A 13,862-nucleotide genomic window follows, 5' to 3' on the forward strand; every position below is an offset into this window, starting at 1 on the left:
GATGAATGCCCATTCCTTCGCGTCGAAGAAATGCGACTTGTAGTCCGCGCCGGACGCTTGCGGTCCGGATGCTGCCGCGTTCGAATCTGGCGCGGACGTGCCGGACGACTTCAGATCGCACGCGGCGAGCGTTCCTGCCGGAACCAGCGCGACGGCCGAGCGAAAGAAACCTCGGCGCGACGTAAGGGGAAATGGAGGCATGTTGTTCGAGTCCGCAGGTCGGGCCGCAAATGCGCTCCCGGACAGTCATTGGATTGCGTTAGCAATGATGTTGGCACCGGCTCCAGAAGTACCTACTATCGCGCGCGGTACGAATCAGTCCCGCCGTGTGGGGAGGCACGCAATGCCCGGGCAATGACATACCACCGGCTGGAGCATTGAACGCTCACCGAGCTGGGGTTCACTTCGGGACCCTACTTTGTCTTCATGATAGTGAGCAGGATGAAGAACCGCTATTACATAAAGCTGGAGTTCGCGCCGTTCGCCGGTGGGGCGGGTGGCCCGCGCGTCTCGCGCGAGCGGGAAGACGTGGATGACGTCGAAGCCCCGGAGGGCGGCTCGGGGATTGGGGTGCGGCGGTTGGTCAGCGTTGTGGCAGGCGAACGGCGACCCCTGTCTGAAGATCAGTCAAGAGGCCGGGCGTGCTGTCGCGAACCGCTCAAACAGCATACGGGGCAGGACCAGTCCAACGGTCATGGCCAGGATGATCAGGAACGCCGTGGCGCCGTTCGCAACGAAGGCCGAGACAAGGTCGGCCGACGCGCGCGGTCCGATGGCGACCAATTCGACCAGCGTGCTCGCGGCATGGAAAAGGAAGAAGCCCGGCATCATCGAAACGACCGCGGAGAAGCCGACGGCTGCGAAGGGGAGGCGTAGGCGATCGACGATCGGCGCGACGATCAGGCCGGCCAGGAGACAGGCGAAGAACGCCGCTGTCGCGACGTTGGCGCTCAAGATCGAGACGAGCGCCCAGCGCGCCGCGTGCGCCAGCATGCCGACGGCGATTGGCAGCGGCAGCAGGCGCCACGGCATTGAAAAGAAAGTCCCGAAGCTCGCGACAGCGCATCCTGCGGCGATGACATCGGCGGCGAAGGGCGCGGCCGCGGACGGTGCGGCCTGAAGCGCGCCGCCGGCAGCGGCCGTCCCGATCAGCAGGCCCGTGCAGATCATCAGCACGATCAGAGCGGCATAGGTCAGGCGTGCGACGCCCAGCGTGATCCGTGTGCGCGCAAGGTCGCCCGCACCGTTGAGGATATGCGGGCCGGGAACCAGCACCATGCAGGGGCAGAACGCGACGAGCGATGGCGCGTCTGAAAGGTGGAGGCGACTTGCGATGGCGCCGATCACGCCGGCGAGCGTGGCCGCGGACAGCGGTTCGAGGAAAGGATTGCCGCCGAGCTTCACCTGCCAGCGGCGGACAAAGGCCCCGGCGGCGGCGCTTATGGCGATCAGCGCGAGGCTCGCCACATCGTACACGCCGTAGATCACGCCGAGAGACGCCGCACCGATGGCCGCGAAGGCAGCGAGGCGAAGTATCGCAATGGGTGGCATGCGCTCTGCCGCTATGAGCGCCGGGCGCGCGGCTGCGGTCGACATGGCGCCGTCGCACACTTGATGCATGATGGTCTCGACGGCCAGGACCTTGCCCATGTCTACGCCTAGCGGCGCGGCCGGGACAATCTCCGAGAAGGAGGTGTGGTCAAGCTCGACCACGAGTTCGCCCCAGTGCGGCAACACCCTGACCGGTACGCCGAGAGTGCGTCCTAGTTGCTGCGCCGCGACCACAGTCTTTTCCGTGGTCTGTCCGTGCGTGTACAGGAGCGAGGCTGCCAAGGCGACGGTGTCCACTTCGTCGATGTGGTCGCGGCGAGCGATGGCGTCTTTGTTCATGCCGCCTCAAAGGATGATGTCGGTCCGGATACCCAGGATTACGGCGCTGGATGTGCGCGTGCAGCCGCCTGGATCAACGATGTATTGCATGTTTGGTCTCTGGAAGAGGCCGGGCAGAGCCCTTGTTCATCTCCGGCGGCTCTTCGGTCGGCCGACTCGACCTCGGCGCGACGCCCGCTCCGAACCACTTGCCGACCGGCGTTCGCAAGCACTTCTCGCCGGAACCCATCCCGCTCTCCTCTGACCGTGGCGTCGCCACCAGCGTTACTCATGGTAGTGAGCGCGACACGGGGTGGCTATTACATAAAGCTGGAACCTTGGGGCGACGGCGCTGCGCATCGCATGTCTTCGATCGACCTATACAGATGGATGAGTGACCCATGCGAATGCACCATCCAGATGGCCGTTCGTAGAATGGTTTTGGAAGCGCGTCGCGCGTACCTTTAAATCGTGACAAACGATTCATCCGGGGCGCGAGGATATCGTCATGAACAGGACAGCGAAGATCGGGAGACTGCAATGGACATCGTCAAGCTCGCAACAGACTCAGGCCTGCTGGTCGTGCTGGACGGCATGATCGGCAAAACGGAATACCGCAGCGTGCAAGGCTCGCTCGCTGCGCTCGAGCGCTTCGCCGATGCAGTCGGCAAGCAGATGGCGACACACACGCATTGCGCAAAGCGGGACGCTCAGCCGCAGCGGAAGTGATCGATGCTCTGGCCCGCCGCCACTGCGCGGCGCAGCCACTCGGGCATCTCGCCGAGACCCGTCCACACGTTGCCGTACGCATCGCGATAGCGAATCATCCGCTCATCCTCGACATCGCGATTGAGCGCGTGTTCCAGCGCTTCGATCGTGATCTCGCTTTCCATCATGCGACGCCTGAGCCAACAGATCAGCCGCTCGCGCGCTTCTCCTTCAAGACGTTCAATGAGTGTCGACATAGGTCGCTCCCGGGCGTGAATTCTATTGTGCGGACCGAGAAGAGTGGGCCGCGAATGCATTATCGATTTCGCCAATGTAGCGGCTTTGCCCCAAGCATCGTTTAGTGAAGGCACGCCCGACTTCGAATACGCACGACGGGTAACGGCCGGCACTAAACGCATGCGCCGCGCGACGCCGACATGCGGCCTTGATTCCAACTTTCCCGGCCTTCCCTATACACACATATGATTTTCGCGGCGGGGTTTTGTCCATAAGATAGAAACACCTGAACGGCGGACAAGACAACAACGTGCCGTCGTAACCGCATGTATGGCAGAGGATAGTCGCTTGCATACCCATCGGATTGTTTCCATCATCGACGACGACGAATCCGTCCGCATCGCCACATCGAGCCTGGTTCGTTCACTGGGTTGGGACGTCCGGCTCTATGCGTCGGCCGAAGATTTCCTCGCCGCCGGCCAGATCGGAGATGTCGCCTGCGTCATCTCCGACGTGCAGATGCCGGGCATGACCGGGCTCGAGATGCAGCGGCGTCTGCTCGACGGCGGGATTGCGCTGCCGATTATCTTTATCTCCGCCTTCGCATCGGAAACAGTGCGCCGCCAGGCCCTGGAAGACGGAGCGATGTGCGTGCTGAGCAAGCCTGTCGATGGCGCTGCCGTGTCGCGTTGCCTCGAAACGCTCCAGGCCGAAGGCGGCGAGTTTCATTGAAGCCCGCTCGCAGCGGGCCTCAATAGTTGAATTTTAAAAAATTCGGATAAAATAAGTATCGGACTATGAGTCGGCGTCCTGCATGTCTGACTTTGATGTGCCGTTCTTGCGGCACAAGACAGGGTTCCGGTGCTCGTCAACGAACGTTTGCCTGGAATGCCTATGCCAACATCGCGCCGTTTCGTTCCCCGCCTTCCCGCGCGGCGCGTTCAATCGTCGTCATGATATTCCGCTCGCGTGCTGGCGAACCGCTGCGGCATGATGCGCGCGTGCTGTCCGTTCTCGCGGCCGTCATCGCGCTGGTCGTCTTCCTGATCGACGCGTTCACGCCACTCGATATCGCGATTGCCGTGCTGTATGTGGTCGTGGTGCTGCTCGTCGCATCAACAGGGTCGCGGCCTGCGGCGATCCTCACCGCGTGGAGCTGCGCGGCGCTCACGGTGATTGCGTTTGCGATGTCGCATGACGAGCACTACTCGGGCGGCGCGCTGGCGCGCTGTGCCGTCAGCCTGCTCGCCATCGCCACGACGTCGGTGCTGGCGTTGCGCAATCAGAAGAACACCGCAACGCTGCAAGAGCAACTGCAGTTGCTCGATCTGACGCATGACGCAATCGTCGTGTACGACATGAACGATCTGATCACGTTCTGGAATCACGGCGCGGAAGCGCTCTACGGATGGACCGCGCAACAGGCAATCGGCCAGCCGATTCATGAGTTGACGCAAACCCATTCCTCAGTTTCACTCGACGAGATTCGCAGTGAGATGTTGCGTTCGGGCCGCTGGCAAGGTGAATTGCAGCGCGTGCGCAATGACGGCACCACCGTTATCATTTCCAGCCGTTGGGCCCTGTGGCGCGATGCGAAGGGCAAGCCGCGCGCCGTGCTCGCCACCAACAACGACGTCACTGTCCGCAAGCAGATGGAAGGCGAGTTGCAGCGCCAGAAGGACGAATTGCGCGCGACGATCGATGCGATTCCTGGCATGGTCTGGAGTTCGTCGAGCGACGGGCGGCTAAGTTTCATCAACCGGCGCTGGAACGAACTGGGCGTGACGCTTGCCGACAATGATGGCGATATCTGGCGCTCGATCGTTCATCCCGACGACTACTCCGCGGCGCAGCACGCCTGGAACCAGGCCATTGCCACGGGCATGCCGTTCGAAAACGTCTCGCGCATCAGGCGCAGCGATGGAGTGTACCGATGGATGCATATCGGCGCGGAACCGCTGCGCGATCACGCCGGCAACATCTTGCGCTGGTACGGCGTGAACACCGATATCGAAGAACGCAAGCAGGCAGAGCAGGCGCTCGAGCGCAGCGAAGCGTTCCTCTCCGACGCCCAGCGCCTGAGCCGCACCGGAAGCATCGCGACGAAACTGCCCGACGGCGAAATGTGGTGGTCCGACGAAACGTATCAGATCTTCGACTATGCGAAGCACGTTACGCCCACTTTCCGGCTGATCCTCGAGCGCTCGCATCCCGAAGACATCGCGCTCGTCAGGCAAGCTTATCAGCAGAGCCTCGCGGGCGCGCCGTTCGTCGACATCGAACATCGCCTCGCGATGCCCGATGGAAGCGTCAAGTATGTCCACTACGTCGCGCATCTCGCAGCATCGCAGTCGGCGCATCCCGAGTACGTCGGCGCACTGATGGACGTGACGGAAGGGCGGGTGGCGCAGGAAGCGCTCGACCGTTCGACGGCCGAACTCGCGCACGTGACGCGCGTGACGATGCTCGGCGAACTGGCCGCGTCGATCGCGCACGAAGTCACGCAGCCGCTCGCGGCGATCGTCACGTGCGGCGACGCCGCTCTGCGCTGGATGAATCGTCCGCAGATCGATCTGAAGGAAGTCGGACAGTCCATTAACCAGATGATTCGCGACGCCAGGCGCGCGAGCGACGTGATCCGCCAGATCCGGGCGATGGCGCAAAAGCGCGACCCGAGTCAGGCGATACTCGATCTGAACGCTATAGTGAGAGAATCCATCGAACTGGTGCGACGCGAACTGGATGGGCACCGTGTCGAAGTGGATGCCGATTACGCATGTCCGCCGCCGCAGGTGTGCGCCGACCGTGTGCAATTGCAGCAGGTCATCATCAACCTCGTGATGAACGGTGTGCAGGCAATGTCGGGCATCACGGGACGGCCGCGGGAATTGCGCATCCGCACGCGCCGCTTCGATGCGCGGCACGCACAGGTGGTCATAGAAGATTCCGGCACGGGTATCAGCGAAGAGAACGCCGGGCGGCTTTTCAACGCATTCTTTACAACGAAGGCGGAAGGCATGGGAATGGGATTGTCGATCTGCCGTTCGATTGTCGAGGCGCACGGTGGCCGGATCTGGGCGGAGTCGCAAGAGGGAAAGGGTGCAGTGCTGCAGTTCATTCTGCCGCTCGATGAGGGAACCTGTCATGAGCAGTGAAACGGGCAACACCGCGACTAACTCGATTGTCTATGTCGTCGACGACGATAACTCGATGCGTGAAGCGGTCGGTATGTTGCTGCGCTCAGTGGGCTTGCAGGTTGAACTGTTCGCGTCCGCAGATGAATTTCTTGCGTTCCAGATGCCGGATGTGCCGAGCTGTCTGATTCTGGATGTGCGGCTCAAAGGGCAGAGTGGCCTCGCCGTGCAGGAACAGATTGCGGCGGGCGCAGTGCGTGTGCCGATTATCTTCATGACCGCGCATGGCGATATTGCCATGTCGGTCAAGGCGATGAAGGCCGGCGCGATGGACTTTCTCGCGAAGCCGTTTCGCGACCAGGACATGCTGGACGCCGTGGCGACCGCGCTCGGCAAGGACGAAGAACGGCGCGAAGCGGACCGCTCGGTCGCGGATCTGCGCCGCCGCTACGCGTCGCTCACGCCGCGCGAGCGCGAAGTGATGGCTTTTGTCGCGAGCGGCTTGATGAACAAGCAGATTGCCGCTGAAATGAAGCTGAGTGAAATCACGGTGAAGATTCACCGCGGTCAGGCCATGAAGAAGATGGAGTCGCGCTCGCTTGCCGATTTCGTGCTGAAGGCGGAAGCCCTCGGCGTCAAATCGCCACAAGGCTCCACTACACCGCCGCGCATCCAGCGCGGCTGAACCGCGCGGGCATCTTTGCCTCCCGAACGGCGAAAATCGCATCGTCGTTCGTTTCTCGCTCGAATCCCTTGCAATGCGACGCCTCCGCGCGCGGACGGACGCGTTGCGCGGCTATTTCATCTGCGCATGTCCCGCCCGCATCAAACCTTCATATAGGTTGACCCAACCATTTGGCGTCGTAGGCAACCGTATGTACGGCTAGGCGCGTGAGCTCCGTTTGATTAACTTTGAGTCATCGCGGTGCCAGTGTTTCGACCGCAGGCAGATCACTCTATCGGACGGACATATCATGACCAGCTCGCTGCTCTCGTATCCTGAACCCGGTGCCGACATTGCGCCGCAACGCATCGCCAGCTCAATCGACGCCGAGCACCAATGGCGCAGCCCGCGCGCGCATCAAGCGCAGCCACACCGGCAGCGCGGCGATGTGCAGGTGTCGCGCTGGACGCGCAATATCACCACGCCGCTCGAAGTCGTCAGTCACGGCAACGGGTCCGATCACTGCATAGGCCTGGCGCTGAAATGCGTGTCGCTGACCTTCAATCACGCGGGCCGCAGGCTCATGCAAGGGCGGGTGACGGCGGGTGTGGTTCAGGTGACGGCGCCCGCGGTGTCCGTCAGCGCTGTGTTCGAGTCGTCCGTCGACGTGCTGCATCTGTTCGCGTCGCAACAAGTTCTCGCCGAGTGCTACGAAGATCTGTTCCAGCAGCCGCATGCGGGCGACATCGTGCTTGGCGACCCGAAGCTGGTCCGCGATGCCGCACTCGATCGGCTTGGTCAGGCGCTGGTCGTTTCACAGACCAGCGACGCCGCGTTGGGCAAGGTCTTTACGGAGAGTGTCAGCCTCGCCATCGTGTCGCGCATTGTCGCGCGTCAATTCACTGCATCGAACGCGCAGAACCGTGAGGCGGCCGCGCTGCCGCAGTGGCGCATGAACCGCGTGATCGAGTACATCGACGCGCATCTGGCCGAGTCGATTGGTCTCGCCGACATCGCCGCGAGCGCCGGCCTCACCCGCATGCATTTCGCCGCGCAATTCCGGCGCGCGACGGGCCTGCGTCCGCATGAATACCTGCTGCGTCGCCGGATCGAACACGCACAACAACTGTTGCTGAGCTCGAAGCACAACGTCTTCGATGTCGCGCTGAGCTGCGGCTTTCGCTCGCAAGCGCATTTCACCACTGTGTTCAAACGCTTTGTCGGTGAGACGCCTTGCTGTTGGAGGACGAAAGCGAATGGTGCTCGATAAGCAGGTTCAGTCATTTCTCAGGATCAGCGAGGCGTTTCTAAAGCACACCGGCGATTCATTGTCCGTCAACGACGGCCCTAAAGCCGACGACACCCCTGTGACGGTCTACGCGCACGGTGAAGCGCTTTGTGAATGCGTCGACGCGCTGCGATAGATCCCCATACAAAGCCATTCAACCAGTTAACTCTTCAACCGGAGTCGCGACATGCTGGCAAACGCAAATTTGATTGATCCGTGGATGCAAACCATTGGCCTGTTGTCCGTGCCTGCGGGCGGGTCGAAAGACCGCGGCAGTGGGTTGAATGAAGGCACCCCGGCGCGTCACGTGGACGACACGGCGCTTCACTGCGTCACGGTGAGCTTGCTGGACCGGCCGACGTCTTCGACCGCGACGATCTCCTGGCGCGACTCGACGTGCTGCTGCTATGGCGACCAGGTCTGGTGCGCGTCGCGGGCTCGCACCGAGGGCGTCTGCGCGATGAGCGGGCGCCCGATTCGTCGCGGCGACGCCGTGTACAAGCCGCGTCCCTGCCGGGCTGCGCCGCGCAATGCCGACGCAATGATCCTGACGTCCGCTCTCGACGACGCAACGCAAACCTGACCTCCCTTCTTTTTCGCGCGGCTTGCGCTGGTTGGACGTCGTCGTGCTCGCTGGCGTTGCCACCGGGCTCACCTCGCGTGCGTGCGATATCTCTGGCGCTGCCATTCTTCGGCTTCAACCGGCCGGATGCGAAGGTGTCGCAAGGCACGATCGACTGGTTCTGGTTGGCCGGTATGCAAGTGTCGATCAAGCGCGCTTACGATTGCATCCGATAACCTATGCTGGCGCGCCGCACGGCATGTGCACGACGCATGCGGATCGGGTGAATGCGGACTCGCTGGAATTCCTGCAGTCGTAAAGCACAGATGAAGGCTGGCGATTCTCTGCGCGAGTATCGCCAGCTTTAATATCGAGCGATTGTGTTCTTACCGTGTGGCGGATGATGGGCCTCAATCCGCCCATCGACGCCCACTCGCGGCACCATTACGTCCAGTACTTGAAATCCGTGATCGTCCGCAGATAGCCGGGCGTAGGACGGGGCGCGCGCGTATTGGCGTCCGTGCGGTGGCTGCTCTGCTTCCACGAATGAACCGGCGATTGCGTGTGCGCCCGGTTATCGGTGGCGATGCGCTCGAGCGGCAATTGCACGTCCGTCCCGACAGTCATGACCGCGCGCATCAGGCCGGGTCCTTGCAGCGCGCACGATGCGCCGATCGTCAGGCAAGCGGCTGCGGTGAGGTAGCCGGTTCGGAACCACCGAAATCTGATCGCGTTCATCGTGTGTTCTCCGCGGTGCGCTCTGGAGTACATGCAGGGCGCGCAAGGATGGGATTGGACATGCGATCGAGTATCGTCGTGTGGACCGGTAGTTTCTTTCGCGCTTGCACGCTGCTTTGTCTAATCGCATCCGCAGGCGCCGACCGGTCAGCCGCGCACCTCTTTTGGTAGGGATGTTCGCACTCGTGTGTGCGGATAGAGACCGTGTGATTACGATAGGGCCACGGTTAAAGGCACGCTCGGCGAGCCGCCTTCAGGAGACCGGCATGTGTTTCGATATCCGGCGACGACGGCTTCAAGATGATGATGGGTTGGGTCGTCGATACGGCCTCTGACCTGACGGATCCGAACTTCGCCGCGATGGGGAATGTGATGGGTATCAAAGGCGTGCTCGTCGAGCATCGGGTGGAACTGAAAGTCGCTGCTCGACGCATTCACGCATCCCGAGCCGGCGCTCGCCAATGTCGTGGGCGCATGTCAAGAACTCGTGATGCCGCCTGTGACGACTATCGACGAGGCCTGCCGCTTCGGGCTATTCATGTTGCGCGCAGTAATCGACGGGCGAGGCCAGCGGATTGCCAACCGCGCGAAGGTCAATCTGTTGCGGTAGTGATTTCGTCGGCACGCGTCCTGCGGCCGTGTCGTGATGCATTGGCGTTTGGATAGCCGGCAGGTGTCACGCCCGGCCCGGCGCCGCGTCCGCTCGGAATTGGCAGATCAGGTCCGAGCTATCGGCGAGTATTTCGATCTCGGCCTGCGTCAATGAGCAGATCCGTGTAGCCATAGAATCGGACAGACCGAGTGCGCGCTTTGCCTGCGCCCGGTCTTCCTTGAGCATTCGCTGCGCGAGCAGGAGGTACGATTGGTTAAATGCGGCGATCGCCTGCAGGCTATCTGATTTCTTGGTCAATGGTCTATCTTGCATGCGAAGGTTGACGTTTCATCACCGATCGTTTCCCGGCGATATGCTTTTTCTAAAGCTTACTCGCGCGGATATTCCCGTTTGTGACAAAACCTTGATTCATTCCGCCAATACGCCATATCAACAGTGACTGTTTCACCGGTCCATTTACAGCCAAAACGTTTTTGGCTGTAAATGCCGCCGCTGGTAAATGACATTACTGTAGCGTTCGGTCAATTGATCAGCGTGATCCGACAAGACCACACCCGACTCGACTAATGGAAGACGATACTTGTCGGGGTTGCCATTCTCGGCAAACCCGAAAGGCCTCGGTTAAACCTGCCCGGCTTCTGGATTCTTGCGGGCAGGTTCTTTTTTACGGACCGAGCACCGACATTTCCGGATTAAAGCCTGATCATTCCACACGCGAGATTCAAGTCCCATGCTTAAAGTAACGAAAGCCGTTTTTCCCGTGGCGGGGCTAGGTACCCGCTTTCTTCCGGCAACTAAAGCCAGCCCGAAAGAGATGTTGCCCATTGTCGATAAACCGCTGATTCAATACGCCGTCGAAGAAGCCATCGCAGCAGGTATCACCGAAATGATCTTCGTGACGGGCCGCAGCAAGCGCGCTATCGAGGACCATTTCGACAAGTCGTACGAGATCGAGGCGGAACTCGAGGCGCGTGGAAAGGAGAAGTTGCTTTCGCTCGTACGCAGTATCAAGCCGAGTCATGTCGATTGCTTCTATGTTCGCCAGGCCGAAGCGCTGGGTTTGGGGCATGCCGTGCTATGCGCGGAAAAGCTCGTTGGCGACAGCCCGTTTGCCGTGGTGCTGGCCGACGATCTGCTGGACGGCAGGCCACCTGTGTTGCGGCAGATGATCGATGTGTTCGACCATTATCATACGTCGGTATTAGGTGTCGAAGAGATTGCGCAGGACGAGTCGAAGTCTTATGGCGTCATCGACGGTAAGCAATGGGAAGAGAATATTTTCAAGCTGTCGGGTATCGTCGAGAAGCCGGCACCCGCGGACGCACCCTCGCGCTACGGAGTGGTCGGTCGCTATGTGCTCAAGCCACGGATTTTTGAGCATCTGCGCGCATTGCGGCCGGGCAGCGGAGGCGAGTTGCAACTGACGGATGCAATCCAGTCGTTGCTAAACGATGAGCAGGTTTTAGCCTATCGGTATGACGGCGCGCGTTTCGATTGCGGTAGCAAGCTTGGCTACCTGAAGGCGACGGTGGAGTTCGCGCTGCGCCATCCCGAGGTGTCGGCTGACTTCAGCGACTATCTCGCCGCCCGCATGACGGAGCTGCAAACATAAACGATACCGAGCGGCGGGGCTGCGCCTCGCCGCAAGGAACAAAACTGGTGCGGCGTCAGATAGTGTCGTCGCACCGTCCCACAGGGCCTCAAACAGCGCCGGCGCGTGTCTGGACGTTGCCGATAGCGGTGATGAACTGCGTGAACTGGTCGAGATGCCACCCGGCGCGCGAATACCGCTGCTCACGGCTGCCGCGTGAAAGAAGCTCAGTGACATGTCTAACGCACACGTCGTCCGGCGGCTGTGGTTCTTGTGGTCCCGGCAATGCGTTGTCCAGCAGAAATTCAGCGCACTTGCGCTGATAGCAGAACAGCATGATAGGGACGTCATACACAAAACTCACGATCGCGCCGTGCAGTTTCGAGGTGACGACACACGTTGCCGAAGTAAGCAGATCAACCACCTCGGTAATCGAATCGCCGTATTGAAAGCGCCCCACGGAAACGTTCGATGGCGAAAACAGGCGAGCAATGTCTCCTGTTACGGCGACGCTTTCGTCGTCGAGCGAGACGAACAGCACCTCGTCGACGAGGCGTTGGCTGTCGACTTTGGTGAGTATGGCGAGTACGGCATCCATGTATTGCCGCAGATGAATGGACACGACCAGAGTACGTCGATCACCGCTCCTGCGCTTTGGCGTATAGAGAGCAGGCAACGCGAAAGCGAGGTCCTTGAGATTGACAGGTGCCAATCCTGTTGCGTCTGCGACCGCGCGGACCGACGCTTCGTCGCGGACCGCGATGCACGGGATCGCTCTAAGAACGCTCGCAAACGCGTGGCGCCGCTCCGCCGTTGCGAATGGCCCGACTGATACGCCAAGCGCGGCGACGGGCCTGTTGAACCGTCGCCCCACGTTGACGATCAGCTTTGCAAAGGGTAGTGATGCGTGGGCGCCGAATAGCGAGCCTCCGCCGAAGATCGCTGCCCGCGCACGCATGACAGCAGCCACATAGGTCACTGATCGCGCCGCCGCGCCCATTGCGCCAGGACGCCCCCACAATGCCCGGGCAAGCGGCAAGTGGAACCGATGCGTCAATTCTTGCGCGGGCGATGCACCTACTATCAGCGGACGAATCCCCGGTGCTCTGACCGATATCGATTGCAGCAAGTATCCGAACAAATCGTCGCCAAAGTTGTGCCGCCCATAGAATCCAAAGAAAGCGATGCGTGTCTCGCGGCGGATAGACGCTGGACGGACGTCGCCGTGTTGCGACTCGCGAGCGGAGCGAGGGCTTGATGCGACTGCGGACGGCGCTTCGGTTTCGGGCGCGCTCATTTCAGGGCCTCATGTGAAAGTGTGTGCGTCACGGCCGGCAAGCGGCGGCCTGGTACCGGCGTCAGTAATCGCCGGTAGGCTCCCACGTAAGAACGGAAAAACTGCGTGTCGCCGAAGCGGGCGCGCGCGTGCGCAGTCGCAGCGGCACCCATCCGCTGACGGAGTTCAGCGTCGTCGATCAACTGGCGGGTGTAATGTTCCAACTGTTCATCATCGTTCGCGAGGAAGCCCGTGACGCCGTGGACGATGACATCGCGGTTGCCGACAATGCGGCTGGCTACCGCCGGAAGCCCGGCGGCTTGTGCTTCGATTAGTGCGATCGGCATGCCTTCCCATAGCGAAGGCAGAACGAAGATGTCGGATTGCAGAAGTCGTCGCCGAAGGTCCCCCGCGGGAATCCAGCCAGTCAACTGAATCGCGTCGCGATCGATCCAACGGTCGATTGCGTCGGCTTCGCCATCACCGATCCACACGAAGTGCGCGTTCGAGGTTCCCGCAATGTTTTGCGCAAGACGCGTGAATCGCCATGGAGCCTTTTGATAGGTGACCCGCGCCGACGTGCATACGACCACGGCTTCGCCTGCCTGTCTGTGGCCGCCCGGATCGAACCCATCGAGTTTCACCGCATTCTCGACCAGACTTGTGCGCTCCGCACCCAAAAGCAGCATTCGTGCATAACGCAATTCGCTCTTCGAACAGGCAACGATGTGTCCACCCGTTGCATGCAGCATCCGCTCGATCAGCAAAAACAGCTTTGCCTTGAGCGGCGAAATGTCCTCCTTGAGAAAGGCGAACCCGTGCGGCGAATAAATGGTATGCGCCGTGATGCCGAGGAAGCGTGCCGCGATCCGCCCCAACGCCGCGGCTTTCGACGAATGAAGATGAACGATGTCCGGCCGCTCCCGAAACAGAGCGATGAGGAGCCGGAACACGCTGACGATATCGTGGGCTCCGATGCTGGTGTGCATGTCGACGACCTGACGATGCACCCTCGGATCGAACAACTGATCCAGCTTCGCAGTCGGCGGCGTGTCTTGCCGCATGGAATGCAGCACGACGACCTGGTCACCTGCGGCTGCCTGACGATTGGCCAGTAGGGCAACGCAATGCAGCACGCCGCCGCCCAGAGCTTCCGTTACGTGTACGATTTTTTGTCGCATG

At 61.1% G+C, this 13,862-nt stretch carries 14 protein-coding genes and 2 pseudogenes; 9 read left to right on the top strand and 7 right to left on the bottom strand.

Features of this window, described 5'->3' with window-relative positions:
- Together P0D73_RS29485 and P0D73_RS29490 are read right to left on the bottom strand one after the other, a co-directional pair.
- A pseudogene (locus tag P0D73_RS29485) lies at positions 1–201 on the bottom strand (gluconate 2-dehydrogenase subunit 3 family protein); the annotation flags it as partial.
- Between the two features lie 426 nt (positions 202–627).
- A complete protein-coding gene (locus P0D73_RS29490) occupies positions 628–1,890 on the bottom strand; it encodes a threonine/serine exporter family protein (protein WP_408182012.1) in 1,263 nt (420 codons plus the stop codon).
- 519 nt (positions 1,891–2,409) lie between these two features.
- Here P0D73_RS29490 and P0D73_RS29495 point away from each other — a divergent pair.
- Complete coding sequence (locus tag P0D73_RS29495) at positions 2,410–2,598, top strand: hypothetical protein (protein WP_132381510.1); 189 nt, start codon at positions 2,410–2,412, stop codon at positions 2,596–2,598.
- Here P0D73_RS29495 and P0D73_RS29500 read toward each other — a convergent pair.
- Positions 2,580–2,834, bottom strand: a complete 255-nt coding sequence (locus P0D73_RS29500) for an H-NS family nucleoid-associated regulatory protein (RefSeq protein WP_408182014.1) — start codon at positions 2,832–2,834, stop codon at positions 2,580–2,582. The genes P0D73_RS29495 and P0D73_RS29500 overlap by 19 nt on opposite strands.
- Positions 2,835–3,162: 328 nt before the next feature.
- Here P0D73_RS29500 and P0D73_RS29505 point away from each other — a divergent pair, with 328 nt between their 5' ends.
- From P0D73_RS29505 to P0D73_RS29535, 7 genes and pseudogenes are all read left to right on the top strand, one after another.
- A complete protein-coding gene (locus P0D73_RS29505; protein WP_408182016.1) occupies positions 3,163–3,546 on the top strand; it encodes a response regulator transcription factor in 384 nt (127 codons plus the stop codon).
- Positions 3,547–3,767: 221 nt separating this feature from the next.
- Positions 3,768–5,969 carry a PAS domain-containing sensor histidine kinase gene (locus tag P0D73_RS29510; protein WP_408182018.1) on the top strand — a complete coding sequence of 734 codons (2,202 nt, stop codon included), beginning with the start codon at positions 3,768–3,770 and terminating at the stop codon, positions 5,967–5,969.
- Entirely contained in the window at positions 5,959–6,633 is a 675-nt protein-coding gene (locus P0D73_RS29515; protein WP_408182019.1) for a response regulator transcription factor, read from the top strand. The genes P0D73_RS29510 and P0D73_RS29515 overlap by 11 nt, the downstream gene beginning before the upstream one ends.
- A gap of 289 nt (positions 6,634–6,922) precedes the next feature.
- On the top strand, positions 6,923–7,882 hold the full coding sequence (locus P0D73_RS29520) for a helix-turn-helix domain-containing protein (RefSeq protein ID WP_408182021.1): 960 nt from the start codon (positions 6,923–6,925) through the stop codon (positions 7,880–7,882).
- Positions 7,869–8,036: a hypothetical protein gene (locus P0D73_RS29525; protein WP_408182023.1), complete on the top strand. Its 168-nt coding sequence runs from the start codon at positions 7,869–7,871 to the stop codon at positions 8,034–8,036. The genes P0D73_RS29520 and P0D73_RS29525 overlap by 14 nt, the downstream gene beginning before the upstream one ends.
- A gap of 51 nt (positions 8,037–8,087) precedes the next feature.
- Positions 8,088–8,483: a DUF3331 domain-containing protein gene (locus P0D73_RS29530; RefSeq protein ID WP_408182024.1), complete on the top strand. Its 396-nt coding sequence runs from the start codon at positions 8,088–8,090 to the stop codon at positions 8,481–8,483.
- A gap of 92 nt (positions 8,484–8,575) precedes the next feature.
- Positions 8,576–8,781 (top strand): annotated as a pseudogene (locus P0D73_RS29535) (alpha/beta fold hydrolase); the annotation flags it as partial.
- A gap of 125 nt (positions 8,782–8,906) precedes the next feature.
- On the opposite strand, the gene P0D73_RS29540 reads toward P0D73_RS29535, so the two are convergent.
- Both P0D73_RS29540 and P0D73_RS29545 read right to left on the bottom strand, forming a co-directional pair.
- A complete protein-coding gene (locus P0D73_RS29540) occupies positions 8,907–9,200 on the bottom strand; it encodes a hypothetical protein (RefSeq protein WP_408182025.1) in 294 nt (97 codons plus the stop codon).
- A 676-nt stretch (positions 9,201–9,876) separates the two neighbouring features.
- Entirely contained in the window at positions 9,877–10,110 is a 234-nt protein-coding gene (locus P0D73_RS29545) for a flagellar transcriptional regulator FlhD (RefSeq protein WP_132381526.1), read from the bottom strand.
- Between the two features lie 433 nt (positions 10,111–10,543).
- On the opposite strand from P0D73_RS29545, the gene galU reads away from it, so the two are divergent.
- Positions 10,544–11,425, top strand: coding sequence for a UTP--glucose-1-phosphate uridylyltransferase GalU (gene galU / locus P0D73_RS29550; RefSeq protein WP_408182026.1), 882 nt, complete (start codon positions 10,544–10,546; stop codon positions 11,423–11,425).
- Between the two features lie 88 nt (positions 11,426–11,513).
- On the opposite strand, the gene P0D73_RS29555 is transcribed toward galU, so the two are convergent.
- Together P0D73_RS29555 and P0D73_RS29560 are read right to left on the bottom strand one after the other, a co-directional pair.
- A complete protein-coding gene (locus tag P0D73_RS29555) occupies positions 11,514–12,701 on the bottom strand; it encodes a polysaccharide pyruvyl transferase family protein (protein WP_408182028.1) in 1,188 nt (395 codons plus the stop codon).
- Positions 12,698–13,861: a glycosyltransferase gene (locus P0D73_RS29560; RefSeq protein WP_408182029.1), complete on the bottom strand. Its 1,164-nt coding sequence runs from the start codon at positions 13,859–13,861 to the stop codon at positions 12,698–12,700. The genes P0D73_RS29555 and P0D73_RS29560 overlap by 4 nt, the downstream gene beginning before the upstream one ends.
- Position 13,862: the final 1 nt, after the last annotated feature.

Origin of the sequence: Paraburkholderia sp. RL18-101-BIB-B (assembly GCF_046026985.1) — a bacterium.
Lineage (GTDB): Bacteria > Pseudomonadota > Gammaproteobacteria > Burkholderiales > Burkholderiaceae > Paraburkholderia.